Below are 25,876 nucleotides of genomic sequence, written 5' to 3' on the forward strand. Positions count from 1 at the left end.
AAAGAAAAAATGAGTGCTTGCACTTGTTTTGCCTCATTTTTTCTAGTTTTGTCGAACAAGAAGGTCGTTCCAAACTTTTGCCGAATTAGTTAGATAAAATACTTTGATGAGGGTGAGTAATGTGACTATTTTAGCTCAAAAGTTATCGTATTCGAACGAGGGAATAGATAAGCAGGCATTTGTGAATTCGCTCCAAAATATGTCTGACCAATTAAGGTGGGCAGATCAAAAATTAACAATGAAGGTTGATAATGAAATCATTCAATCATTTTATTACCAACAGAATACGATTAGAGTAGCACAGTCGACCGTGAATCGAATAAAAAGCCGTGCAAAAAAGCCTTCATAGGTGGTACAGTATATGGGAGACATAGAATAAAAGGCGGTTTTTAGACATGGAATTAACAGAGCAAACAAAGGAATTAAAACATCATTTAAATCAATTAACAGAGAGATATGAACATAACGACCCTCCTGAAGATAAACGGGATAAACAATTTTTTTTAACTGTGAAGGAAACAACAGAACCTATTTATCAGCTTTTAGCAAATTGGGAAGAAGCAGCACTAAAATCTGTAAAAAAACGAGAAGTAAATGTTCATCCACAACAAGTTACATCGACACGAGAAAACATGGAATTGCTGTTAATGCACAGCTTCTATATCGATGTAAAACGTAAACGGTACATGGAATTAAATAAATCAGTTCATTACGTTTTTGATCAGTTAATACGAGAATTACAAAAATAAAGCCTTTACAATAACCATTTAATTCCGTATAATTGCCTTCCACCTAGTATGAAAGGGGAAGGCAAGATGAATAAAGAAAGTTTAATCAATGAGGCAAAGAAAATAAGGGAAAAAGCCTATGTGCCATATTCAGAATTTCCGGTTGGGGCAGCCTTAACGACCAAGTCTGGGAAAGTATATACAGGTTGTAATATCGAGAATGCGGCATTTCCAGTTACCTGCTGTGCAGAACGAGTGGCTATTTTCAAAGCTATTGCGGATGGGGAAAGGGAATTTAGCGAAATGGCAGTTGTCGCAGATACAGAAAGACCCGTACCACCATGCGGATCCTGCCGTCAAGTAATGAGCGAGTTTTTCAAACCAACAATGACGGTTCATTTAACAAATCTACATAACAACACAAAAACGGTTTCGGTGGAAGAATTATTACCGTTTTCCTTTCAACCAGATGACCTGCATAACAAAGAATAAAAGAAGCTGGAATTCGCAGCTTCTTTATTTAGGCTCTTTTCGTAATATTTGTTGCTTTCTGCCCCGCAGCCCGTATACACTTCGCTTTCCGGGGGCGGCTGGAGAGCCTCCTCGTGCTGGCGCACTGCGGGGTCTCACCGATGCCTCTCTTCCCCCAGGAGTCTACGTGTATCCGGGCTGCTTGCAAGGAAATACATGGTTTAATATTTCCCTGTAATCAAGCATTAAATAATTGTAATAATATGATAAAGCACAACATCAGCGAAGGAAATACACGTAGACTCCTGCGGGAAAAGCAACAGCTGAAGATCCCGCAGGAAGTGCTTTTCTTCCGAGGAAGCTGAAGCGTTGCCCGCGGAAAGCGCAGTGTATTTTCCGTAGCGGCAATTTTGAACCCTACTTACTTCGCAGTTTATATCTATTGTTTAAAAAATAACAATCTTTTATAAAACTATTTTACATAAAGTTTTCCTAAACAAGCATATATACATATAACAATAATACAATTAAAATTGACATTCCCTTGTTTATTTGAAAAAATATAGATGTACTCGTGAAGAATATGAGGTGATGATAACAATGAACGGAACGAACATCCAACTCAGTGGAAAAGACATCCTTGAAAAAAACTTTAAAACTGCCATGCGCGGATATAACCAAGAAGAAGTAGATGAATTTTTAGACTCGATCATACAGGATTATGAAGCATTCCAACAAGAAATTGAAAAACTACAACAAGAAAATGAACGCTTACGAAAACAAACAGATCAATCAAGAACCCGATCTCAAGCACCAAATCATCAAGTGAATTATGATATTCTCAAACGTTTATCCAACTTAGAAAAAACTGTTTTTGGCAAAAAATATGCTGATTCCTAATGTCTAGCTTTTTTTACCAATGCAATTATACAAAATTTGTGGTATACTCTTTTAGAATGATGTTGAATACTGATGTAATCGCTGCATAAATAATGCAGAGGAAAGTCCATGCTCACACAAACTGAGATGTTTGTAGTGATCGTGCTTGACGAAACCATAAGTCAAGGTAGCCGATTGGTTAACGGCAGAAGGAATTCCTAAGTCTTTTTAAGATATGGAAAAAACTTCTTGAAAGTGCCACAGTGACGTAGTCTGAATGGAAACATCCAGAGTGGAACGAGGTAAACCCCACGAGTGAGCAACCCAAAATAAGGTAGGGGCACCCTTGATTAGGGAATCAAACTGAAAAAGGGACAAGCTAATGCTTGCAGATAGATGATTACGACCAAAGTACAAGGTTGACCACCGTTTGGAGTACAATGGAACAGAACATGGCTTATGAAGTATTCAATGGTCCATACAATTAATAGATAAACCTTTCACATGGTAACATGCCAAGTGAAAGGTTTTTTATTTTTTCCTCTTAAGTGGTACACTAAACGTAATTTAGTTAAAGGAAACGAGTGAGATTATGATTCAAGATGTAAAATTAATAGCAACAGCGGCGATGGGATTAGAATCGGTTGTTGCAAGTGAAGTGAAGGACCTTGGCTATGATGCTGAGGTGGAGAATGGGAAAGTTATTTTCACAGCACCAATTACAGCCATCCCGCGTTGTAACTTATGGCTTCGAACTGCGGATCGGGTTAAATTACTTATTGGTGAATTTAACGCGACAACATTTGATGAATTATTTGAAGGAACAAAAGCATTGCCATGGGAAAGTTTTATTACAGAGGACGGGCAATTTCCCGTTTCTGGGAAATCAGTGAAATCCACATTGTATAGTGTCCCAGATTGTCAAGCTATTGTAAAAAAAGCAATTGCCGAACGTTTAAAACTAAAATACGGATTGGCTTCAAAAATGCCAGAATCAGGTGCATTTTATAAAGTAGAAGTAGCCATACATAAAGATGTCGCCTCTCTAACATTAGATACGTCTGGGGCTGGTTTACATAAACGTGGCTACCGTGTAGGTCAAGGTGAAGCACCATTAAAAGAAACCATGGCAGCTGCACTTGTTTTGTTGACAAATTGGCAGCCTACATACACATTTATTGACCCTTTCTGTGGGTCAGGCACAATACCAATCGAGGCTGCATTAATTGGACAAAATATTGCACCGGGATTTAATCGTGAATTTGCATCTGAAAATTGGGGTTTTATTAAAAATAGTTATTGGGAACAAGCTTTTGAAGAGGCAGAGGATCTAGCGAATTATGGTCAACAACTTGATATTGTCGGCTCCGATATCGATCATAATATGATAAAGATCGCAAAGGACAATGCGACAGAAGCGGGATTAGGCGATTTACTCGTATGGAAGCAAATGCAAGTGAAGGATTTGTTCATCCGCAAAGAAAATGGTTATATCATCGGAAATCCACCATACGGACAACGGCTTGGAGACAAAAAAACGATCGCAAGTCTTTATCAAGACCTTGGCAGCATCATGAAAGAACATCCAAGTTGGAGTGTTTATATCCTGACAGCTTTTGAAGAATTTGAGAAACAGTATGGACAAAAAGCAACGAAAAAGCGAAAACTTTTTAATGGGTTCATTCGTACTGATTACTATCAGTACTTTGGGAAGAGATAGAGAGGGGAGATCAAAATGGGAGACAATACAAAAGCTTTAGAGAAAGACTTCCACGAATTACTTCAAGAACAAAATGCATATCGGGAGGCAATTACGCTTACACAATGGGATATGCGCACAAAGATCCCCAAAAAAGGTGTGGGACAGCGCTCAGAGGTAGTAGGGTTACTATCGGAAAAGCTTCATCAATTGGAAACATCTGAAAAAATGAAGTACATTACCGATATGTTAATGGAATCGACCAAAGACGAGATAATTCGAAAAACTGCTGAAGATTGTCAGGAAACATATGAGCGCAATAAAAAAATTCCTCATGATGAATTCAAGGAATATGTGATGCTTCAATCGAAGTCTGAAGCGATATGGCAAGAAGCAAGAGAGAAAGCCGATTTTTCATTGTTTCAACCTTACTTGGAAAAACTCGTGGACTATAATAAAAAGTTTGCTAACTATTGGGGATATAAAGCAAACATCTATGATGCGCTTTTACACAATTATGAGCCTGGGGTTACAACCAAAACATTAGATAACGTGTTTCCCAAACTTCGAAAATCTTTAAGTTCCTTAGTTGATGATATTAATCGAAGTAATGCAAAACCTGATCCTACTGTATTGACAGGGCATTTTCCGAAACAAGATCAACGAGCATTTACATTAGAAGTTCTAAAGCAAATGGGGTATGACTTTGATTCCGGCCGACTTGATGAAACGATTCATCCATTTGCAATTGGAATAAATTTGAATGATGTCCGGGTAACAACGAGGTACGATGAAGAAGATTTCCGTATGGCTGTATTTGGCACGATTCATGAAGGTGGACATGCATTGTATGAGCAAAACATCAGTCAACAACTTGCTGGCACACCTCTAGCCACAGGAACTTCAATGGGAATTCATGAATCACAGTCATTGTTTTGGGAAAATTTTATTGGCCGTAGTGAAGCCTTTTGGCAATCACACTATGATTCATTCAAATCATTTGCACCACAACAGTTTCATCATGTGCCATTGGATGATTTTTATCGTGCCGTAAATGAAGTGAAGCCATCATTCATCCGCATAGAAGCAGATGAATTAACGTATCCTCTTCATATTATGATCAGATATGAACTAGAAAAAGCATTAATCAACGATGAGATAAGCGTTCGTGATTTACCACATTTATGGAATGAAAAAATGGTAGATTATCTAGGAATTGAACCACCAACAGATCGAGAAGGGGTCTTACAGGATATCCATTGGGCTGGAGGAGACTTTGGCTACTTCCCATCCTATGCACTCGGTTATATGTATGCAGCACAATTTCAGCATACCATGGCAAAAGAAATGAACTTAGATGACATGATTGCAAAAGGTAATTCTGATCCCATTAGACAATGGTTAACAAGTCACATTCACCAATATGGAAAAATGAAAAAACCATTGGAAATTATTCAAGATGTCACAAATGAATCATTAAATCCTGATTATTTAGTACAATATTTAACGAATAAATACACGGATATTTATAAGCTATAAAAAAACAGGGGCTGCATTAAGCTCCTGTTTTTTTACACTTTAAAAGGATAAAATTTTATAAAAAAAACTTCAGCAATTGCTAGACACGTGGCGAGTGCCTAGTATTTCTAATCTGCTAGGAAAAATTTTTCATATTTTAATTCAAACAACACAAACTATCTTAAAAAAGGTGAATCTGATGACATATATTTGTTCTGCAGGTGTTGGCATTCCAAAGTATGAAATAAGCCAACAAGAAATTAAAGAAATGGTTGGGGAGTTATTTCCATACACCGAAAGACAATTAGCAAGATTGTTACCGGTATTTGATCATGCTGAAATTGTGAAACGACAATTCGCAGTGGAAAAAGATTGGTTTAAGACGAGCCATACTTTTCAAGAAAAAAATAATTTATATCAACTCCATGCTTGCGATTATGCCTTAAAGGCGATTGATCATTGTCTAACAAATGAGCAATTATTAACAGAATCAATCCCGTATGAGGCTGTTGATATGATTATATTTGTATCAAGTACAGGTATCGCCACACCTTCGCTTGATACCCACATTTTTAATGAACGTCCATTTCGTGAAGATGTTAAACGTATGCCATTATGGGGACTTGGTTGTGCTGGGGGTGCCATTGGGTTGGCGCGTGCATATGACTTTCTCACGGCACACCCGAACAAGACAGCACTCGTTGTATGTGCGGAATTGTGTAGTTTAACATTTCAAAAAGATGATTATAAGAAAAGCAACCTAGTTGGGACCGCTTTATTTGGGGATGGAGTAGGAGCCGTTTTTATGAGCGGGAAGGATTCTATCTACCGTCAAAAACGCAGAAAAGTATTACCCAAACTAGTCACCACAAGTTCATTTACAAAAAAAGATAGTCTTTCCGTAATGGGGTGGGACATTACTAACAATGGGTTGGAAGTGATTTTTTCCAAAAGTATTCCGAACCTCGTACAAACACTTTGGAAAGATCATATGAATGCGTTTTTAAAAAATGGAAACATAACCGAGAAGTCCATTCATTCTTTTATTGCGCATCCTGGTGGTAAAAAAGTGCTGGAGGCAATGGAAGATACATTACATATTTCCCGTGAACAATTAGCCCATTCGTATAATGTGTTGCAGAATCATGGAAACATGTCTTCAAGTACAGTCATTTATGTATTAAATGAATGGATGAAAGAGGAAGAAGTTAGTCTAGGGGAATATAGCATTTTATCTGCTTTAGGACCAGGATTTAGCTCAGAACTATTATTATTGGAGTGGAGCGAATGACGACATGGATGATTTTTTTATTGGGAGCTATCGTGTGCCAGCGTCTTTTGGAACTAATGATAGCAAAACGAAATGAAAAGTGGATGAAAGAAAGGGGAGGAATTGAGAAAGGGAAAAAACATTATAAATGGTTTATCATTCTCCATAGCTTATTTTTCTTTACGATTGTTTTTGAGGTTGAATTAAGTGATATTGCAGGTAAACAATTAAATTACTTTTTGTTCCTAATCTTTATCGCTACCCAAATTGGCCGAGTGTGGTGTATTCGAACCTTAGGAAAGTTTTGGAATACGAAAATAATCGTATTGCCAGGGGTATCCTTGATTAAGAAAGGTCCGTATAAATATATCAAACATCCAAATTATCTGATTGTGTTAATTGAATTGTTTATCATTCCGCTTATGTTAGGGGCTTATTTTACAGCTGTTTTATTCCCGTTGCTGCATCTAGGTCTCCTGCGATTACGGATACCACGTGAAGAAAAAGCTTTAACGAGGGCAACTTGATTATGGTATGATAAAAGACCAAAAAAAGCGGTAATCTAATGAGAGATTACCGCTTTATATATTGATAAATTATTTTTTAACTACATTAGCAGCTTGAGGTCCGCGTTCGCCTTCTACGATTTCAAAAGTAACTTCTTGTCCTTCTTCTAAAGATTTGAAGCCTTCTTCTTGAATTGCAGAATAATGAACAAATACATCATTTCCGTCTTCAACTTGAATGAAACCATAACCTTTTTCTGCGTTGAACCATTTTACTACTCCGTTTTCCATTGTGATTAATCCTCCTAAAAACTTTCACGCAAAAGTATGTGTTTAAACATTCTTTAACACGTGTTAATAATACAAAGCTGGATGATCCGGAAAAAAGGCAGCTCCTATAGAAGCGTAGGATCATAAGTCACATCCACTTCTATAGAAGCTGCCTGTCATTAATGATTCCATACATCTTCTTTGCTTGTCTAAATCATAGCTTATTTTAGCTTCTCCGTCAAGAAATAGCCACTAAAAATCATAACTTTTTAACTATATTTTTTATCATAAACTGGGTTATAATGAAAACGTTTAAGAGGAAAGCGAGTAATTTGGGAGTGGGGTATAAAAATGAGAAAAGATGAACAACTAAAGAAAATACAGACTTATGTAATGAATCACTTTCAAGAGGACACAACTGGACATGATTTTTTTCATATGAAGCGTGTAGCCAAAACAGCAAGGATGATCGCGGAACAAGAATTTGCCGATTTATTCATTTGTGAAGCAGCCGCATGGCTACATGATATTGGCGATCATAAACTTTTTACTAACCCAACAAAAGCCCTTCAAGAATTGGATTTATTTCTCGAATCGATTGGTTTAGCAACCAGCAATATTAAACAGATAAAAACGGCTATGAGAGATGTTTCGTTCAGTAAAGGAGCAGTTCCGACGACATTAGAAGGCAAAATTGTTCAAGATGCAGATCGAATTGATGCAATTGGTGCGATTGGAATTGCCAGAACCTTTGCATATGGAGGAGCAAAAGGCCAGTTTATTTATCATGATACATATAAAGATAACACTTCCATCCAACACTTTTATGATAAATTATTGACATTGAAGGAATGCATGCATACAAAAACAGCAAAACAAATCGCATGTGAGCGACACAAATTTATGGAAACGTATTTAGAGCAGTTCTTTCGTGAATGGTAGAAACATACAAAAGCCGATTACAGAGATATGATACCCTATAATCGGCCTTTGTAAATTTAGTCGCTAACAGGTCCTTTTTCTGTTTTTCCAGTTTCCAATAACCAGTAATGCTGAAATATTTCTGTTACTGCAATGAGAAGTCCAGTCAAGACTGCTCCCCAAAAGGTGACAGCTGAATCTGTGAAGAACATGGAACCGTAATAGACAACAAGTGTCGTGACAATAAAATCCAATCCTGTACTTAACCAGTTCGTGCTCTCCTTTAGCATTAAAACTTCCATAAAATAACCAATAACTGCTAATACAACACCAATGATGATTGGCTGGTACCAATAAGCAAAATCAACATTAGGAAAAATCCACGATGCAAGGATGACACCTATTGGACATACAATTAATTTTACGATGAATCCACTCATTTTAATCCCACCTTTTTGGCTTTAATATGCCTAGTATTTCTCATTGTTCAAGTGATTATTATAAAATGAGTGGCCACACAACTAATTGATTCGTTTTGCCCCAATATATTTGGATTCCCAATATGAATTGTTCATTTCACTTATTTCTACACCCCGAGATTCCCCAGCATGAATGAACTCCCCGTTACCTAGATAAATTCCCATATGTGATGGCCCGGGTTTGTAGGTTTCAAAGAAGACAAGATCCCCAATTGATGGACTACCCACAGGCTGGGAAAAATTCCACATATCACCAACTGTTCTTGGTGTTGTGATACCTTGGGTTTGGAAAACATATTGAATAAATCCACTACAATCAAAACCACCCGGCGTTTCACCACCCCATACGTAAGGGGTACCAATGTATTGGGTGGCGACTTGGGCTATTTGAGCATTATTTGTTCCTTTAACGTCTACCTGCTTCACCTTTTGTTCGTTGTCTTTGGTAGCCGTCTTTATTTCTGGCGTCTTTTCCTGTTTATCGTCGGCCTTTTCGTACAGTACTGTCAGTTTTTGTTGCGTTATTCCATTTGTGAGTTCGATATTGTGTTCATCCTCGGCAATTTTTAAGGCTTGCATTGTACGTGGTCCGAAAATCCCATCCACTTCTCCCTCATAATAGCCAAAATAATGTAAGGCTTGCTGTACAAGTTTTACATCATTGCTATGCAAACCAGGATAAATCGTTTCGGACAAATCTTTTATTTGCTCCATATACTTCTCCTTTTCGGCTTCAATCAATGCATATATTGTCTTGATATCACCTTGCCCAGTTACTGTAATGTTATGATCTGTTTGAAACTTTTTTAGTGCATGTTCTGTCAAAATACCAAAGTCACCATCAATATGATCATCATAATAAGCTAGCTTATTCAATTTTTGTTGTAATACGCGAACTGTTTCACTGTGTTCACCATATTCTGCAAGTTCCGCTTCGATTAATAAATCATTTTGAAGCATTGGATATGCATCAACATAGGTAGCAAGCGGTTGGCTTAACATGAAGCTATAAAGAACAGATTGTTTCATAACATGTTCAACAGTTCCATTCACAAGAATGTCCCCTTTCATGTTTCATTCTTCTTAAACAGTTTTATGCGATAATGAATGGTTTATGATCTACTACGGATTACGTTTATGTTACAATGGGGTAAAGTGAAAACTTCAGTTAACGGAAATTTAATAATACATTTAATCATGTTATTAGTATCAAAAACCGGAGGAGATTACATGCTGAAAGATGAACAAGCATACTTAAATTTATGTAAACATGTACTGCAAAATGGAACAAATAAAGATGATCGTACCAATACGGGAACCTACTCTGTATTTGGTCATCAAATGCGTTTTAATTTAAAAAATGGGTTTCCGCTTTTGACGACAAAAAAAGTTCCCTTTCGCCTTGTAGCAAGTGAATTGCTTTGGTTTATTAAAGGGGACACAAATATTCGCTATTTAGTTAAGAATAATAACAACATCTGGAATGAATGGGCATTTAAAAAATGGGTGGAAAGCTCTGATTATACAGGTCCAGATATGACAGACTTTGGTAATCGCAGTCTGCAGGACCCAGAATTTAATAAGCTTTACCAAGAGCAGATGGCTATCTTTAAGGATAATATTATTCATGATGACACATTTGCAAAAAAATACGGTGACCTTGGTTCTGTTTATGGTAAGCAATGGCGTGCATGGAAAACATCAAAAAATGAAACGATCGATCAATTAAAGCAAGTGATTACATCGATTCAAACAAACCCGGATTCACGCCGTCATCTCGTAACGGCTTGGAATCCTGAAGACGTTCCAGGAAACATGGCATTACCACCATGCCATACATTGTTTCAATTTTACGTAGCTGATGGAAAACTTTCTTGTCAGTTGTATCAGCGAAGTGCGGATATCTTTTTAGGAGTACCATTTAATATCGCAAGCTATGCACTATTAACACACTTGATCGCCCACGAATGTAATTTAGAAGTTGGCGAATTCATTCATACGCTCGGTGATGCACACATTTATTCCAATCATGTAAAGCAAGTAAACATACAATTGGAAAGAGAAGCAAGGAACCTGCCAACAATCAAACTAAATACAGAGAAAGCGTCTATTTTTGATTTTGAACTAACGGACTTTGAATTAGTGGACTATGATCCACATCCGGCCATTAAAGCCCCCATAGCTGTTTAATTGATGAAATGAAGGAGGAATTTAACGTTGATCTCATTACTCGTCGCAATGAGCCATAATCAAGTGATTGGTTCTGACAAAGACTTGCCATGGCATCTACCAAACGATTTAAAGTTTTTTAAAGAACTTACAACAGATCATACGATTATTATGGGAAGAAAAACATTCGAATCGATTGGTAAGGCACTGCCTAAACGGAAAAACATTGTGATTACCAAGCAGGATCCCAGTAAATTTCCAGAAGGTGTTCACGTCATTCATGATTTGGATACTGTAGCTAAATGGAAGGAAGAAACTCCAGATGAAGAAATTTTCATCATAGGTGGAGGGACCATTTTCGAGGAATTAATCGATATTGCTGATCGCATGTATATTACATTTATTGATCATTCCTTTGAAGGAGATACCCATTTTCCAATTTTCACAATGGAGGATTGGTCATTGACCTCAAAAGCACAAGGAGAAAAGAACGAAAAGAATCCTTATGATTATTACTTTTTACAATATGATCGAAGGTAAGGAGATAATGTGAAAAGCTGTGGTGTGATTCTATCAGGTGGAAAATCAACAAGAATGGGAAAAAATAAATCATTGTTACCACTTCAAAACAAACCCGTAATTGAACATGTTGCCGAAGAATTAATGAAGTGTAGTGATGAGGTCGTTGTTGTAACAAATGAACCATCCGCATATAAATTTCTTCATGTACCATTGATTGAAGACAGGTATGTAAACAAAGGACCATTAGCAGGACTCGATACAGCTTTATACCACCAGGAAGCGGATATTTTCTTAATTGCTGCCTGTGATATGCCATTTATAAATCAGTATGTATATGCATATTTAATTGACCAATTAAATCAATACGATGCTGTTGTTCCTATTTTTGAGAACCAAATGCATCCGCTCGCAGGTATTTATCGAAAATCAGTATTGCCTACAATTCAGCATCAGTTAATGAATGATAACCGGAAAGTACGTGGTATTCTTGATCATATTCAAGTAAATTATGTTCATCATTTTGCAACGATTTCAGCAGAAATACTGACAAAACATTTTTTTAACATGAATTATCCCATGCAATATGATCAAGCTAAGAAAGTATAAGTTGTCCTTACAACGGTAATCATGTTAAACTATATACGTTTACAAGCTACATAATTAAGTTTATGAACGTTGTGAGTATTTTTTTCGCAAATTGTTTTCAAGTTAATAGGAATAGCTTTATAATTAACTACAAAGAGGTGTGCTTATGTTATCAAATATAGGATTCCCAGGATTGATTTTAATTTTAATTATTGCTTTAGTCATCTTCGGGCCGAAAAAACTTCCGGAAATCGGGAAAGCTGCAGGTCATTCATTACGTGAATTTAAAAACTCTGCACGAGAGCTTACAAGTGACGTTACCGATGAAGTGAAAGAAACAAAAGAAATTATTAATGGGAAAGAAAACCAATAAAATCATTCGGAGTGATACATTATGTTTAGCAATATCGGTATACCAGGATTAATTTTAATATTGATCGTCGCGTTAGTCATTTTTGGTCCATCAAAGCTACCGGAAATCGGAAAAGCTTTTGGGAGTTCGTTGAAGGAGTTTAAAAATGCTACAAAAGATATTGTCTCTGATGATGATAAAGATAAAAACAAATAATACCTAGTATAAAAACTTCATTCGGTGAAGTTTTACTGCCCGTTCATGCGGGATAAAATGACCATATGAAGGTGTAAGGGCAATAACCTTGCATCTTCTTTTGTGCTTAAGCTCCAGGAAGTGAGAGTGAATCAATGTCTGAAGATCAACAATCTGTTACCACAAATGAAAAAGAAATGAATGTAACTGGACATTTATCAGAATTAAGAAATAGGCTGATCGTTACTGCTGTATTTTTCGTTTTGTTCTTTACTTTGGGATTTATTTATGTAAAGGAAATTTATGGGTTTTTCGTTAATGATTTGGATTTTTCACTAAATGTTATAAGTCCTGGTGAAATCATCTGGATTTATTTCACCATGGCAGGCTTAGTTGCCGTGATTGGCACTATTCCGATTTTGTTTCTACAAATTTGGCTCTTTATAAAACCCGGACTTACGCGTTCCGAACAAAAAGCCTCGTTGGCCTATATTCCAGCCGTATTTTTACTATTTATCGGGGGATTAGTGTTTGGCTACGTTATTTTTATCAAACTAATTTTACCATTTTTACTTTCATTGAATAATGGCATGTTTAATGAATTGTTTACCGTAGATAAATATTTTAAATTTTTACTTCGTGTAACAATCCCGTTCGCAGTATTGTTTGAAATTCCAATTATTTCCATGTTTTTAACTAGTCTCGGAATTTTGACCCCTGATTTTATGCGGAAAACAAGAAAGTATGCCTATTTTGTGTTAATTATTATTGGGGCCATTGTTACACCACCAGATTTTGTCTTACAAATTATTGTGGCAGTCCCATTAATTATTTTATATGAAATAAGCATTTACCTTTCCGGTATCGTCTATCGAAAAAAACTAAAAAAACATCAGGAATTTATGGAGCAGGAGAACTATGATTAGGGGGATTGTTCATGCGTTCATTTTACCATTATATAATGACTTTTCGTGGTGTAAAACAACCCGAAGCTAAAAGTCGTCTTGCGGATTGGATTTTTTACGATCATGATTTCCCAAAACATTCAACAAATTACGCTGAAATAAGTAACTACCTAGAATGGAATAGTCCATTTACAAATGCATTACAAGTATTTGATGAGGTATGGGATTTATATAAAACACACGAAGATTAAAACTCTGGAGCATATCCAGAGTTTTTTAATAAATAATAGAAACTCAGGAGGATAACGAATGAAACTTTTACATAAAGCTGATTGGCATTTGAAATAGTGTTCATATGACCGAGAACAGGATAATATACTTCAGCAATTAATCGAAATTGTAAAAGAAGAGACGCCTGATCTGATCATTGTAGCCGGTGATTCTAAATTGGTGCATTTGGAGAATTTAAAAAAACAGCGATCAGGAGCTAAAAAGAGGAAGAAGGAATTTAAACAAACGTTTGATCAACTTTTAGAAAGCTATCAGACAATCACAAATAAAGCAGTAACCGAGACAAAATTAGAGGAATTGGCAAAACACTTGCCGGATAATGGATAATATTGCAGATGCTGCTAACTATAAAAAACAAATAGCTAAGATGGAAACAACCTTTCAACAACAGCAATCCAGTTGGGAAAAAATTAGTCAAAAATACCAACAAGCTTACGAACAATATGACTATTATTCCATTGGAGAATTAGCTGAACTATAGGGGGATTGCTCCGTGTTTCCTTACTGTTCGTCAAAAACTGCCATATAAATATAAAAATTTGTTGTATACTGCGGTTTCCCGGGAAATACACGTGTAATTATTTCCTCATAACCTTAAAATATGTCGTGAAAAACCGTACAACATATTTGATTCTACTTTTAAAATTTTTATCAAAAGTAAGGTAAAGACTTTTTCAATCAGATGGCCTACACTCTTTATAGAAAAATACGTACAATAATCTAGAAACAATTATGGAAATGAGGGGTAATTATGGTATTCCCAACCCAACGTCCACCAAATTTACCACCTAATCAAATGAGACCAAATCCTTTACAACGCAACCCGGTCCATCCAATGTTTTCAAATAGAGCGATAACTGGTCAGCAACCACAGTCCCGTGGTAACCCGATGCAGAATATAATTGGCCGGATATTCCAGCCTCAGACGTTACAGCAAGGATCATTGCCAACACGTGCAGCAGGGGGGCTCTCAAGTACGTTAAATAATGTACAGCAAGTTTTAAAAATAGCTCAGTCTGCAGCCCCAATGGTGCAACAATACGGACCAATGGTAAAAAACATTCCAGTTATGTTTAAAATGATGAAGGCATTTAAAGATATTGATAATGAACCAGATGGAGATGGAGATGCAGATGGAGAGACAACTTCACCATCAACGGAACAACATCATACAACAACACAAGGCGAATCCAGTAATTCTACGGAGCAAATAAAAACGGAGACCAACCAAAATAACGGAGAATCGAAACCGAAATTATTTATTTGATATAATGAGTCGCACAACTTGATTTTTATCCGGAAAGACGAAAAAATAGAAACAAATACAGTTTAGTGGAGGTAATGAAATGGTAGTAAATCAAGAAGTAGCTACTTTTGCCGGTGGATGTTTTTGGTGTATGGTAGAACCATTTGATAAACGGCCAGGGATTATCAATGTGGTGTCTGGTTATACTGGTGGGACAACGGAAAACCCGACATATGAAGAAGTTTGCTCTAATACAACTGGTCATGTTGAAGCTGTAAAAATAACGTACGATCCATCAATCATGACGTATGAGCAGCTTGTTGAAACGTTTTGGCAGCAAATAGATCCAACAGATGCTGGTGGACAATTTAATGATCGGGGAGCATCATACCAAACGGTGATTTTTTATCATAATGAAAAACAAAAAGAAATTGCCGAAGCATCAAAACAAAAATTAGCAGATAGCGGGAAATTTACAAAACCAATTGTAACAGAAATTATTCCCGCTAAAGCTTTTTATCCAGCTGAAGACGAGCATCAGGATTATTATAAAACACACGCATTTCATTATAAAATGTATAAAAAAGGATCGGGGAGAGCTGATTTTATTAAAAATAACTGGACGAAATCTAGTGATAAATCGAAACTAAAAGAACAGTTAACACCAATCCAATATAATGTTACTCAGGAAAATGGCACGGAACGACCTTTTCAAAATGAATATTGGAATAATGAAAAAGATGGAATTTACGTCGATATTGTATCAGGAGAAATATTGTTCTCATCCCACGATAAATTCGATGCCGGTTGCGGCTGGCCTAGCTTTACAAAACCAGTTGATCATTACCAGGTAAAGGAGAATACAGATACAACACATGGAATGATTCGAACAGAAGTAAGAAGTAAAGAAGGGGATTCCCATTTAGGGCATGTTTTTAATGATGGTCCAAAAGAACAAGGCGGGTTACGTTATTGCATGAATTCAGCTGCCATGCGGTTTATTCCAAAAGAAAAAATGATTCAAGAAGGATATGAAAAATATCTGTACTTATTTCAGTAAACTACAAGTTGATAATAATATTATTATGTAAACTTAATAACGATGGTGGAGAGTGGAAAATGATTCATTTAGATTGGGAAAATAGAGAAACGATCAAGCAAATTAAATGCGTACATGCTGATGCCAAAAAATTCGTTGTAAATAATAAATTAACACCTGGAAAAATGTACGATGTTAAAAATGAAACAGATGAATTTTATTTTATTATTGATAACAGCGAGCGGATTGGCGGATTTCTAAAAACTTATTTCGAAGAGGTGAAATAACAGGGGAAATACCCTGTTATTTTTTTGTATGCATAATTTTGCAATTATTTGTCAAAGATGAAATGAAAAATGTTTCTTATCGAAGCAATTAGTGCTATAATTAATTCATAATTTCTAATCATTCGATAGTCAACTTATGTAAGCCTGCACACAATCCTAAAAAGAGGGACTGAACAGTATTGAAAAATATATTTTTGGTTCGTCATTGTTCCGCTGATGGTCAACATAAAGATTCACCACTAACATACGAAGGAATGAGACAAGCTCAGCTACTTTCAAGATTTTTTAGTGAACAGAAAATTCATGTTGATAAAATTATTTCCAGTCCATATTTACGAGCAATTGAGAGTATCAAACCATTTGCCGAACAGATAAATACTCGGATTGACATTAATGAAAATTTAACGGAGCGAATTTTGAGTAATGAACCAATTGATGATTGGCTAGATGTATTAGAGCAATCTTTTCTTGATCTTGACTTTACTTTGCCTGGTGGCGAATCAGGTAATGATGCAATAAACCGGGCAAACGCAGTGCTCGACACTGTTTTCGCTGATGATACAGCATCAAATACAATTATCGTTAGCCACGGGAATTTAATCACATTGCTGTTAAAACAATTTGACCAAACGTTTGGATTTGAACAGTGGAAAGCACTTAGAAATCCTGATGTTTATTTAATTTGCGAAAGAAACGACACAAGAACAGTGGAATGTCTGTGGAATTGAAATTACCCGTAGATTACTACTCATAAATATAAATTTGCCAACATGATTCCTAAACTTTCCTGATATATCTCTGGAAATTTTTTTATGGACAATGGATTCATCCCACTTCCTAGCTCAATTGTGAACCCTGGATTTTTAAATTCCTGGATAAACCAATCTTTATAACCTGCATAACTGTCTAGATACCGTACGGCAGTATATCCGCTAACTCGGGCATATTCTTCAGCAATGATAGCTGAAATTGGTGGCTCAGATCCTTCAAATCCCCAATAAAATTCTTTTCCCTGTGTATGAAAAGCATTTAACCGTGTGAAATTCCGTGTTCTTGCTAATTCAGCCATTGTAATAGATTCAGGCTCTGATAATGGATGTGGTCCTGGATAATCTCGTGGTTGTGGCGTTGTAGGTTTTCGATCCGCTTCTATGTTCCACAAAGCTGGATATTGATTATTAAGATCAACTCCCTTAATATTTGCTTTCCAATTTGAAAAATCATCCTGTTGATTATTTAAATTCAAGACGAACTGTTTATAGGAACCTGCTGCATCTGAACCGTTTAATACAAGATTCACTCCATCAGGGTTAACCATGGGAACAAGTGAAAAACTTGTATCAATATACATTGGAAGCATATAAATACCACGAATTGATACGTTATTGGTAAGTGATAACACATATTGATTTAAAAATCGCATAATCACTGGAGTCGTAATCCATTCGTTCGCATGAAATGAACCATCCACGTGAACTTGTTTGTCACCAATTCCAAGTTGCAGTTCGACTAAATCTTTTCCCATTACCGAGTGTCCAATTGTTTGTCTTACGATAAATGGGTAAACGTCAATCAATTGCTCTAAATCTTGGCACATTTTTTCGTATGTATAATGATTCACATCCTGTACAATGTAGTCCTGTAAACGCTCCGGTATGAAAATCTGCTGCCCAACAAGTAAACTGTATTGATTCACAAATGGATTTACTAAAAACAATGCATCCATTGGAATTTTTCGGTTAATTGCTATTTTCCATAACGTGTCACCATTTTTGATTGTATAGTTACTTAATATATAACCAGGAATATTGACACGTTGTCCAACATGTAAATTGGTGGGATCAAGTCCTGGGTTTGAGGTTTCGATCAATACTAGTGGAATATCGAATAATTGGCTAAAATACCAAAAAGAATCCTTGTTCCGAATCGTTACCTTCATTTGCAATCGCCCCTTACCATGTGATCGGCCGTCTTTTTCCGTATATATGCAAAAAATTCCCCTGTTAAAAATATTATGATTGTGCTGTTTAAAAAATGAATTATTATGCCGAAATGCTTGAAAGAAACAGGGTTGTTCGGTACTATAAATAATATACAAATTTACATAAAAGCGGATTTGTACAATATATGCTAGAAACAAAACGGTAAAAGGAGGAGATTTGCTTGGCATTTGTTATTACATCACCTTGTAAAAATGAAAAATCAGGGGAATGTGTGGAAGTATGTCCGGTTGATTGTATAGAAGAAGGTAAAGATATGTTCTACATTGATCCCGACATCTGTATTGACTGTGGAGCCTGTGAAGCAGTATGTCCGGTTGAAGCGATTTATATGGAAGACGAAGTACCAGAGGAAGAAAATGAATATATAGAATTAAACCGAAAATTTTATGAAGACCGATAACCGGAAGCCGCTACCCTATGATAGCGGCTTTAACTATGGAATTATCTAATGGAAAAGGAGTCAAATTCCTTGGTTGTCTTTTCTGAAGTCTCTAGTTGTAGATCATCAACACGAATAAATCGATTAAATCCAGATTTAAGTATGTCTAGGTAATGTTTCACCTGGCTTTCATCTCCAACGACTTCTAACTCTACTGTGCCATTAGAGTTATTTCGTACCCAACCAACTAATTGATGTTTTATTGCTGATTGCTTTGCTGAATACCTGAACCCAACCCCTTGAACACGTCCACTAACAATAATATGTGCAAGCAAACCACGACATCTCCTTACATTACTATTACCATTCTATTTAACCTTAAATGAATAATTTAAACATAGAAAGAAATATAATCATTGCTAGTTTTATTTTTCTGTAAATTGGGAAGATGATAAATAATAGCTTGTTTATTTACACAGAAACATACATGTAATTAAAAAGTAAAAAATGGAATAGAAAGGGTGTAAAAAATTAGATAATATGGAATGCTGATAAAGGATAATCAGGGAAGACAATTTACATCATTCCATATTTTAAAATAGGCTATGATCTATACGTCGTTGAAATCGCTTGCAGCTAAAAGATTTGTGATCATTTTCCATCTAATCTATGGCAAAAAAATGACATTGTGATCGTTATCACACTAATTTGAAAGTCTATTGTTATACAATTTTATCCATGGTATTCTTAGAAATATCAACAGTTATTTTAAATGAATTTGACGAATTTTGTAGATGTAATTGTAACTATATTTAATTCTAAACAAAGGAGTGAAGCCTATATGTCAGGTCCAGCTTTAAAACATACGGATAGCCATTCCGCCATTCACGAAGCAGCATTACATGAGGCTGCAGAGTTAACTGAATTACTTGATCGTCTTGTTAAAGATGAGCATTACGATAAAGCGTTGGAAGTTGCTTTTGTCGTAGTGGAACACTGGGAAAACCGAACACTTCGACATGCGGATTCAGAAGAAGAAGGATTATATAAAGAATTGGTTGAAGCGACACCAGATTTGAAGGAGTCGATTATTGAATTAACACGTGATCATAACCTGTTACGACTTTTGGTAAAGGAAATTAGAACGATGTTAAACGAAGATGGTATAAGTGACGAAGTTGTTCAACGATTTCAGGCTCTCATTTTAGTTGATCAGCTTCATAATCAAGCAGAAGAGAAAATATTACCACATCATTGATCATTAATTAGACAGCATTTGGAGGTGAAAATCCTTGGAACAAAAGGGAAAGAAACTAGAAAATGAACAGCCAATAAGGGTATTATTCCCGAAGCTTTACGAATATATCGAAACTGAATTGGAAAGTTTGCATGTTCACGCTTACGATGTTCAAGCAAATATAGCAGAAGAGGGATCAAATTACCGAATTCTTATCCACTTTGGTGATGGATTTGCTCATACAAAGTCACAGTTGTTCACTATCGACGCAATAAATAAATTAGACACGCCTATTACTGAATTTATCAAAGAGCTCGGTGAGGAATGTAAAGAAGTAATGATTGCCGACTACTTTAAAATGATGAAAATATAATAAGGAAACTGGTTCAGGAGTCCTGTTACATTTTTAATAAAGAATAGGCTACTAGAGAAATTATCTTTCTGAGAGACCTTAATAGAAAGGAAGAAATGTGATGTTTTCATTTGAAGAAGATGCTAATTTTGTTCAAGATCGCGAAGACTTGATTGCGGTTCTTAAAATGAGATTTGGCGAAATCCCATCTGGCGTTATCGATGCAATTTATAAAACAAATGATATGAATACATTAGAACGACTTATTTTAGTTGCAGCAAATGCACCTACATTAAAGATATTCCTTGAAGAATTAGAAGAAGGTTCAGGTAGTTTTCGTATTTTAGGTGAACGCTTTAATCCAATTAATTCATTAAGTGAAAAGGGTGGTATGAAGTGAATAAAAATAAAAACAAGCTACTTGGATCATTGAAACATATCAATCATGGTAAACGGATTAATGATGATTGGACAGAAGAAAGCCCTCGTCCACGAAATTGGGAAGATATATACCGCAGACGATGGCAGCATGATAAAATAGTTCGTTCCACACATGGGGTCAATTGTACTGGTTCATGTAGTTGGAAAATTTACGTTAAAGATGGAATTATCACCTCCGAAACGCAACAAACCGACTATCCAAGTACTGGCGACAATTTTCCTGAATATGAGCCTAGAGGTTGTCCAAGGGGTGCAAGCTTTTCCTGGTATACATATAGTCCAATCAGGGTGAAATACCCTTATGTTCGTGGCGATTTATTTGAACTATGGAAAAGCGAGCGTGACCAAGGTCATGATCCGGTTGAAGCTTGGGAAAACATTGTAAGTGATCCAGAAAAACGTGCGAAATATGTCAGTGCTCGAGGAAAAGGCGGATTTGTCCGGGCAACATGGAAAGATATGTGTGAAATCATTGCAAGTTCCTCTATACACACGATAAAAAAGTATGGTCCTGATCGTATTGCTGGATTTAGTCCAATACCGGCAATGTCCATGATAAGTTATGCAGCAGGAACCCGTTTTCTTTCATTAATCGGTGGTACAATTTTAAGTTTCTATGATTGGTATGCAGACTTACCACCAGCATCGCCTCAGGTTTGGGGGGAACAAACGGATGTTCCAGAAAGTGCAGACTGGTACAATTCCAAGTACTTTATTATCTGGGGTACTAATTTACCACAAACCCGTACACCAGATGCTCACTTTATGGTCGAGGCTAGATATAATGGAACAAAAGTTGTCGGTGTAAGTCCGGATTACGCGGAATATGACAAATTCGCTGATATATGGCTTCCTGCAAGAGCGGGTACAGATGGTGCGTTAGCGATGGCTATGACACATGTCATTTTAAAAGAATTTTATGTTGATAATGAAACACCGTATTTTACTGCCTATGCAAAAAAATATACGGATTTACCATTTTTAGTGACCATTGATGACAATGATACGGACTACCGCAGTGGCAGATTTTTACGTGCATCCGATCTTGATGACAATCACGATCTAGCTGAATGGAAAACCGTCGTATGGGATTCAGCTACAAATAAATTGGAAGTTCCAAATGGAAGTCAAGGTTTTCGTTGGGATCATGATAACAAGTGGAACTTAGAATTAGAAAAAGAAGATGGAAGTACGATAGATCCATTGCTAAGTTTTATTGATAGTGCGGACGAAACGGTGCTAGTAAATTTTCCATACTTTGCAGAAGAAACAGGAAATGTTGTTGAACGTGGTGTTCCTGTAAAACATGTTCAAGATAAAGATGGAAATACATTCAAAGTAACAACTGTTTATGATCTGATGATGGCACATACTGGAGTTAACCGTAATTTACCTGGTGATTATCCAACTGATTATAATGATCCTAAACCATATACACCTGCATGGCAGGAAAGTATTACAAGTGTTAACAAAAATCATGTTATTAAGGTAGCAAGAGAATTTGCAGACAATGCAGCCAGAACAAAAGGAAAATCAATGATAGCAATGGGCGGTGGAACCAATCACTGGTACCATAGTGATCAAATCTATCGTGCAATCCTTAACCTTGTCTTATTAACTGGATCACAAGGCGTAAACGGCGGGGGCTGGGCCCATTATGTTGGTCAGGAAAAAGTTCGTCCGCAAGAAGGATGGCAGCAAGTCGCCTTTGCAAATGACTGGCAGAAACCACAGCGCCTACAGAACGGTACATCCTATTTCTATTTTCATACGGATCAATATCGCTATGAAACAAAACTAAATCAAGAAGGGACTCCTTGGGACAGTAAATATAATATCATGCATCCTGCTGATTTAAATGCACTTGCAGCAAGGTTGGGCTGGCTTCCATCGTTTCCGCAGTTTACCCAAAACTCAATTGATATTGTTAAGGAAAGTCGCGAAAGAGGAGCCACAACCGAGCAGGAAATAATTGATGATGTAGTCAATCAAATCAAAGAAGATAAACTCGAATGGGCAATTGAGAACCCTGATGATCCAAGAAACTTCCCAAGAGTATTCTTTAATTGGCGGTCTAACTTACTTGGTGATAGTGGAAAAGGGCATGAATTTTTTATTAAACATTTAATTGGTGGAGATAATCAGGTTTTAGCAGAGCCAGAGAATTCATGGCAACCGTCAACTGTTAAAACGTATGGTGAAGAAGCTCCTACCGGAAAAGCCGATCTTCTGGTAAGTGTAGATTTTCGAATGACAAGTTCTGGCTTATTCTCAGATATTGTTTTGCCTGCAGCAACATGGTATGAAAAACACGATCTTAGCAGCACGGATATGCACCCTTTTATTCATCCATTTAATGCTGCAATATCCCCACCATGGGAGGCAAAGAGTGACTGGAATACATTCCGTGAAATTAGTAAAGTATTTTCAGAGCTTGCTGAGGATCACCTGCCAGCTACAGAAGATCTAGTAATCACACCTCTAGCACATGATTCAGAGGGTGAAGTTGCACAAGCCCTTGGTCAAATTAAGGACTGGCGAACAGGAGAAGTCGAACCAATTCCAGGTAAAACAATGCCTGGCATGAAAATAGTGGAACGTGATTACCCAAACACTTATCAGAAGATGACCACAATTGGATCCGTTATTAAAAAAGGATATGGCGGAAAAGGGGTCATGATTCCAGGTGAAGAAGTATACGAAGAATTAGGAAGCCGTCTCGGAAAGTCTAAAAGAGAGGGACTCGGAAAGGGAAATCCTGATTTATATACGGATAAACAAGCTATTAACGCAGTATTATTAATGTCTGGTGCAACGAATGGTAAACGAGCTGTTGCTGGTTGGAAATCACTTGAGGCAAAAACAGGTCAGAAACTTGAAGAAATCGCTAAGGCAAGGGAAGAAGAGGATCACACATTACACGATATTACGATCCAGCCACGAACTGCGATTTCAACACCAGTTTGGAGCGGTCTTGAAAAAGATCATCGTCGATATTCACCATTTACCGTTAATACCGAATACAACATTCCATGGCGAACACTTACAGGACGTCAAAGCTTTTATCTAGACCATGAAATGATGCTTGACTTTGGTGAAGGCTTGCCATTATATTTACCGCCATTAAATTACGGACCCTTTCTTAAGCATGAAAAGGGTGTAGAAGAGGGCGAGAAGTCACTTACGGTAAGATATTTGACACCTCACCAAAAATGGGGAATCCATACCATGTTTACAGATACTACCAATATGTCTACATTGTTTAGAGGCTGGCAGACAATTTGGATGAACGAAAAAGATGGTAAATCAATTGGCTTAAGTGATAATGACTTTGTCGAAGTTTATAACCGAAACGGTGCAATTGCAGCAAGAGTTGTTTTAACCTATCGCATTCCAAAAGGGATGGTCTACATGTACCATGCACAGGACCGAACGTTAGGTGTACCAGCAACAACAGTTAACAAAGAGAAAAAGCGTGGTGGTACCCACAACAGTGTTACTAGAATATCATTAAAACCAACACACATGATTGGTGGATATTCACAATTAAGCTATGCTTTCAATTACTATGGCCCGACTGGTCATCAAAGAGATACGGTAGCTGTTATAAGAAAACTTAAGGAGGTTGATTGGCTTGAGAATTAAAGCACAAGTAGCAATGGTAATGCACCTTGACAAATGTATCGGATGTCATACTTGTTCTGTAACTTGTAAAAATACCTGGACAAATCGCCCGGGGACGGAATATATGTGGTTTAATAATGTTGAAACACGGCCAGGCTTGGGTTACCCAAAAAGATGGGAGGATTCAGACCATTATAAAGGTGGCTGGGTATTGAAAAACGGTAAGTTACAATTAAAAGCCGGTGGACCAATTTCCAAATTGTTAAATATTTTTTATAACCCAAATATGGCAAATATGGAAGATTATTATGAACCTTGGACTTATGATTACCAAAACTTAATTAAAAGTCCTAAAAAGGAAAACCTTCCAGTAGCTAGAGCACAATCCATGATTACTGGTGAGTATATTGACAAACCTGAATGGGGACCAAATTGGGATGATGATCTTGCTGGGGGAAGTGATGTTGTTTCACGTGATCCATCTGTAGAAAAATTACAGGAACATATCTCAATGGAATATGAGAAAACGTTTATGATGTATTTGCCAAGAATTTGCGAACACTGTTTGAATCCATCCTGTGTGGCATCATGCCCATCAGGAGCGCTATACAAACGAGATGAGGACGGAATTGTACTAGTTGATCAAGAAGAATGTCGTGGCTGGCGTTTCTGTATGAGTGGTTGCCCATACCACAAAGTATATTATAACTGGAACACACATAAAGCTGAAAAATGTAATTTCTGTTATCCAAGGACAGAAGCAGGCTTGCCAACAATTTGTTCCGAAACATGTGTAGGAAGAATTCGTTATATCGGTGTTGTTTTATATGACGCAGATAAAGTAAAGGCAGCTGCATCTGTTGAGGATCCAAAAGACCTATATGAAGCACAGCTATCTGTATTTCTTGACCCATTTGATCCAGATGTAATTGAAGAAGCGAGAAAAGCAGGCATTAATGAGGAATGGATTGAAGGGGCACAAAATTCACCCGTTTATAAAATGGCGATGAAATGGAAAATTGCTTTGCCTCTTCATCCGGAGTATCGCACATTACCAATGGTATGGTATGTTCCACCACTTAGCCCAATTATGAACCACATAACAAATGAGGAAGAATTGAGTACGGATGGCTATATTCCTGCTGTCGAGCAAATGCGTATTCCAATAGAATATTTAGCATCGATTTTGTCAGCTGGTGATACAGAAGTAATCCGTAATGTATTACTAAAATTAACGGCAATGCGGGTTCATATGCGAGGTAAAACAGTTGGTGGAATAGATGAATTTAGACAAAGTGAATTAGTAAAAGAAGCAGGTACTTCACCAGAGGAAGTTGAAGATATGGCACGCTTACTCGGTGTAGCTAAATATAATGAACGATTTGTTATTCCAACTGGCCGGCGAGAGATGGATGATGACCTTTACTATGAACAAGGTGCGTGCAGTATTGAAGACCTTGCACCACCAGAAGGTATGGTAACATATCCATTTGGAAAAGGAGAATAGG

General features: G+C 36.8%; 33 protein-coding genes and 1 other RNA gene. 29 read left to right on the top strand and 5 right to left on the bottom strand.

Going from position 1 to position 25,876, the window contains the following annotated elements:
• The first annotated feature begins 121 nt into the window (after window positions 1–121).
• From C8270_RS14075 to C8270_RS14115, 9 genes are all read left to right on the top strand, one after another.
• Window positions 122–349 (top strand): hypothetical protein, encoded by a 228-nt coding sequence (locus tag C8270_RS14075; protein WP_106497440.1) that lies wholly within the window; start codon window positions 122–124, stop codon window positions 347–349.
• 46 nt (window positions 350–395) lie between these two features.
• Window positions 396–749 (top strand): DUF1798 family protein, encoded by a 354-nt coding sequence (locus C8270_RS14080; protein ID WP_106497441.1) that lies wholly within the window; start codon window positions 396–398, stop codon window positions 747–749.
• A gap of 66 nt (window positions 750–815) precedes the next feature.
• Window positions 816–1,220: a cytidine deaminase gene (locus tag C8270_RS14085; protein WP_106497442.1), complete on the top strand. Its 405-nt coding sequence runs from the start codon at window positions 816–818 to the stop codon at window positions 1,218–1,220.
• 579 nt (window positions 1,221–1,799) lie between these two features.
• Window positions 1,800–2,099 (top strand): cell division regulator GpsB, encoded by a 300-nt coding sequence (gene gpsB, locus C8270_RS14090; protein WP_106497443.1) that lies wholly within the window; start codon window positions 1,800–1,802, stop codon window positions 2,097–2,099.
• Window positions 2,100–2,165: 66 nt separating this feature from the next.
• Window positions 2,166–2,543: RNase P RNA component class B (rnpB, locus tag C8270_RS14095), an RNA gene on the top strand.
• A gap of 127 nt (window positions 2,544–2,670) precedes the next feature.
• A complete protein-coding gene (locus C8270_RS14100; RefSeq protein ID WP_106497444.1) occupies window positions 2,671–3,798 on the top strand; it encodes a THUMP domain-containing class I SAM-dependent RNA methyltransferase in 1,128 nt (375 codons plus the stop codon).
• A 15-nt stretch (window positions 3,799–3,813) separates the two neighbouring features.
• A complete protein-coding gene (locus tag C8270_RS14105) occupies window positions 3,814–5,316 on the top strand; it encodes a carboxypeptidase M32 (RefSeq protein ID WP_106497445.1) in 1,503 nt (500 codons plus the stop codon).
• Between the two features lie 76 nt (window positions 5,317–5,392).
• Window positions 5,393–6,586 (top strand): type III polyketide synthase, encoded by a 1,194-nt coding sequence (locus C8270_RS14110; RefSeq protein WP_234028569.1) that lies wholly within the window; start codon window positions 5,393–5,395, stop codon window positions 6,584–6,586.
• Window positions 6,583–7,092 carry an isoprenylcysteine carboxyl methyltransferase family protein gene (locus C8270_RS14115; protein ID WP_106497447.1) on the top strand — a complete coding sequence of 170 codons (510 nt, stop codon included), beginning with the start codon at window positions 6,583–6,585 and terminating at the stop codon, window positions 7,090–7,092. Before C8270_RS14110 ends, C8270_RS14115 begins: the two co-directional genes overlap by 4 nt.
• Before the next feature lie 69 nt (window positions 7,093–7,161).
• On the opposite strand, the gene C8270_RS14120 is transcribed toward C8270_RS14115, so the two are convergent.
• Window positions 7,162–7,362: a cold-shock protein gene (locus C8270_RS14120; RefSeq protein ID WP_106497448.1), complete on the bottom strand. Its 201-nt coding sequence runs from the start codon at window positions 7,360–7,362 to the stop codon at window positions 7,162–7,164.
• A gap of 330 nt (window positions 7,363–7,692) precedes the next feature.
• Here C8270_RS14120 and C8270_RS14125 point away from each other — a divergent pair, with 330 nt between their 5' ends.
• Window positions 7,693–8,283: an HD domain-containing protein gene (locus C8270_RS14125; protein ID WP_106497449.1), complete on the top strand. Its 591-nt coding sequence runs from the start codon at window positions 7,693–7,695 to the stop codon at window positions 8,281–8,283.
• A 56-nt stretch (window positions 8,284–8,339) separates the two neighbouring features.
• Here C8270_RS14125 and C8270_RS14130 read toward each other — a convergent pair whose 3' ends face one another.
• Window positions 8,340–8,702, bottom strand: coding sequence for a DUF2512 family protein (locus tag C8270_RS14130; protein ID WP_106497450.1), 363 nt, complete (start codon window positions 8,700–8,702; stop codon window positions 8,340–8,342).
• An 81-nt stretch (window positions 8,703–8,783) separates the two neighbouring features.
• Window positions 8,784–9,794 carry a C40 family peptidase gene (locus C8270_RS20770; protein WP_325034782.1) on the bottom strand — a complete coding sequence of 337 codons (1,011 nt, stop codon included), beginning with the start codon at window positions 9,792–9,794 and terminating at the stop codon, window positions 8,784–8,786.
• 177 nt (window positions 9,795–9,971) lie between these two features.
• Between C8270_RS20770 and C8270_RS14140 the strand changes: the two genes are divergently transcribed.
• From C8270_RS14140 to C8270_RS14190, 13 genes are all read left to right on the top strand, one after another.
• Complete coding sequence (locus C8270_RS14140) at window positions 9,972–10,931, top strand: thymidylate synthase (protein WP_106497452.1); 960 nt, start codon at window positions 9,972–9,974, stop codon at window positions 10,929–10,931.
• Window positions 10,932–10,958: 27 nt separating this feature from the next.
• Window positions 10,959–11,450, top strand: coding sequence for a dihydrofolate reductase (locus C8270_RS14145; RefSeq protein ID WP_106497453.1), 492 nt, complete (start codon window positions 10,959–10,961; stop codon window positions 11,448–11,450).
• 9 nt (window positions 11,451–11,459) lie between these two features.
• A complete protein-coding gene (mobA, locus tag C8270_RS14150; protein ID WP_106497454.1) occupies window positions 11,460–12,038 on the top strand; it encodes a molybdenum cofactor guanylyltransferase in 579 nt (192 codons plus the stop codon).
• Window positions 12,039–12,183: 145 nt separating this feature from the next.
• A complete protein-coding gene (locus C8270_RS14155; protein ID WP_106497455.1) occupies window positions 12,184–12,390 on the top strand; it encodes a twin-arginine translocase TatA/TatE family subunit in 207 nt (68 codons plus the stop codon).
• A gap of 21 nt (window positions 12,391–12,411) precedes the next feature.
• Window positions 12,412–12,585: a twin-arginine translocase TatA/TatE family subunit gene (locus tag C8270_RS14160; protein ID WP_106497456.1), complete on the top strand. Its 174-nt coding sequence runs from the start codon at window positions 12,412–12,414 to the stop codon at window positions 12,583–12,585.
• Window positions 12,586–12,719: 134 nt separating this feature from the next.
• Window positions 12,720–13,490, top strand: a complete 771-nt coding sequence (gene tatC, locus C8270_RS14165) for a twin-arginine translocase subunit TatC (RefSeq protein WP_106497457.1) — start codon at window positions 12,720–12,722, stop codon at window positions 13,488–13,490.
• 11 nt (window positions 13,491–13,501) lie between these two features.
• Window positions 13,502–13,720 (top strand): YozE family protein, encoded by a 219-nt coding sequence (locus tag C8270_RS14170; RefSeq protein ID WP_106497458.1) that lies wholly within the window; start codon window positions 13,502–13,504, stop codon window positions 13,718–13,720.
• Between the two features lie 205 nt (window positions 13,721–13,925).
• Entirely contained in the window at window positions 13,926–14,087 is a 162-nt protein-coding gene (locus tag C8270_RS20070; protein WP_158701734.1) for a hypothetical protein, read from the top strand.
• Window positions 14,080–14,241, top strand: coding sequence for a hypothetical protein (locus tag C8270_RS20075; protein ID WP_158701735.1), 162 nt, complete (start codon window positions 14,080–14,082; stop codon window positions 14,239–14,241). Before C8270_RS20070 ends, C8270_RS20075 begins: the two co-directional genes overlap by 8 nt.
• Before the next feature lie 270 nt (window positions 14,242–14,511).
• On the top strand, window positions 14,512–15,027 hold the full coding sequence (locus C8270_RS14175) for a YqfQ family protein (protein ID WP_234028570.1): 516 nt from the start codon (window positions 14,512–14,514) through the stop codon (window positions 15,025–15,027).
• 79 nt (window positions 15,028–15,106) lie between these two features.
• The gene (msrB, locus tag C8270_RS14180) at window positions 15,107–16,066 is read left to right on the top strand and encodes a peptide-methionine (R)-S-oxide reductase MsrB (RefSeq protein WP_106497459.1); all 960 of its coding nucleotides are present in this window, start codon (window positions 15,107–15,109) and stop codon (window positions 16,064–16,066) included.
• Window positions 16,067–16,125: 59 nt separating this feature from the next.
• A complete protein-coding gene (locus C8270_RS14185; RefSeq protein WP_106497460.1) occupies window positions 16,126–16,332 on the top strand; it encodes a DUF6501 family protein in 207 nt (68 codons plus the stop codon).
• A gap of 179 nt (window positions 16,333–16,511) precedes the next feature.
• Complete coding sequence (locus tag C8270_RS14190; RefSeq protein WP_106497461.1) at window positions 16,512–17,060, top strand: histidine phosphatase family protein; 549 nt, start codon at window positions 16,512–16,514, stop codon at window positions 17,058–17,060.
• Window positions 17,061–17,080: 20 nt separating this feature from the next.
• Here C8270_RS14190 and C8270_RS14195 read toward each other — a convergent pair whose 3' ends face one another.
• Complete coding sequence (locus tag C8270_RS14195) at window positions 17,081–18,271, bottom strand: M14 family metallopeptidase (protein WP_106498548.1); 1,191 nt, start codon at window positions 18,269–18,271, stop codon at window positions 17,081–17,083.
• Window positions 18,272–18,495: 224 nt separating this feature from the next.
• Between C8270_RS14195 and C8270_RS14200 the strand changes: the two genes are divergently transcribed.
• Window positions 18,496–18,735, top strand: a complete 240-nt coding sequence (locus tag C8270_RS14200) for a DUF362 domain-containing protein (RefSeq protein WP_106497462.1) — start codon at window positions 18,496–18,498, stop codon at window positions 18,733–18,735.
• Between the two features lie 41 nt (window positions 18,736–18,776).
• Here the strand turns inward: C8270_RS14200 and C8270_RS14205 are convergent, their stop codons facing one another.
• Window positions 18,777–19,049, bottom strand: coding sequence for an acylphosphatase (locus C8270_RS14205; protein WP_106497463.1), 273 nt, complete (start codon window positions 19,047–19,049; stop codon window positions 18,777–18,779).
• A 506-nt stretch (window positions 19,050–19,555) separates the two neighbouring features.
• Here C8270_RS14205 and C8270_RS14210 point away from each other — a divergent pair.
• From C8270_RS14210 to narH, 5 genes are all read left to right on the top strand, one after another.
• Window positions 19,556–19,972 (top strand): hemerythrin domain-containing protein, encoded by a 417-nt coding sequence (locus tag C8270_RS14210; RefSeq protein WP_106497464.1) that lies wholly within the window; start codon window positions 19,556–19,558, stop codon window positions 19,970–19,972.
• A gap of 34 nt (window positions 19,973–20,006) precedes the next feature.
• On the top strand, window positions 20,007–20,324 hold the full coding sequence (locus C8270_RS14215) for a hypothetical protein (RefSeq protein ID WP_106497465.1): 318 nt from the start codon (window positions 20,007–20,009) through the stop codon (window positions 20,322–20,324).
• 100 nt (window positions 20,325–20,424) lie between these two features.
• On the top strand, window positions 20,425–20,703 hold the full coding sequence (locus C8270_RS14220; protein ID WP_106497466.1) for a hypothetical protein: 279 nt from the start codon (window positions 20,425–20,427) through the stop codon (window positions 20,701–20,703).
• Window positions 20,700–24,389: a nitrate reductase subunit alpha gene (locus C8270_RS14225; RefSeq protein WP_106497467.1), complete on the top strand. Its 3,690-nt coding sequence runs from the start codon at window positions 20,700–20,702 to the stop codon at window positions 24,387–24,389. The genes C8270_RS14220 and C8270_RS14225 overlap by 4 nt, the downstream gene beginning before the upstream one ends.
• On the top strand, window positions 24,379–25,875 hold the full coding sequence (gene narH / locus C8270_RS14230) for a nitrate reductase subunit beta (protein WP_106497468.1): 1,497 nt from the start codon (window positions 24,379–24,381) through the stop codon (window positions 25,873–25,875). Before C8270_RS14225 ends, narH begins: the two co-directional genes overlap by 11 nt.
• Window position 25,876: the final 1 nt, after the last annotated feature.

Origin of the sequence: Lentibacillus sp. Marseille-P4043 (assembly GCF_900258515.1) — a bacterium.
Classification (GTDB): Bacteria; Bacillota; Bacilli; order Bacillales; family Amphibacillaceae; genus Lentibacillus_C.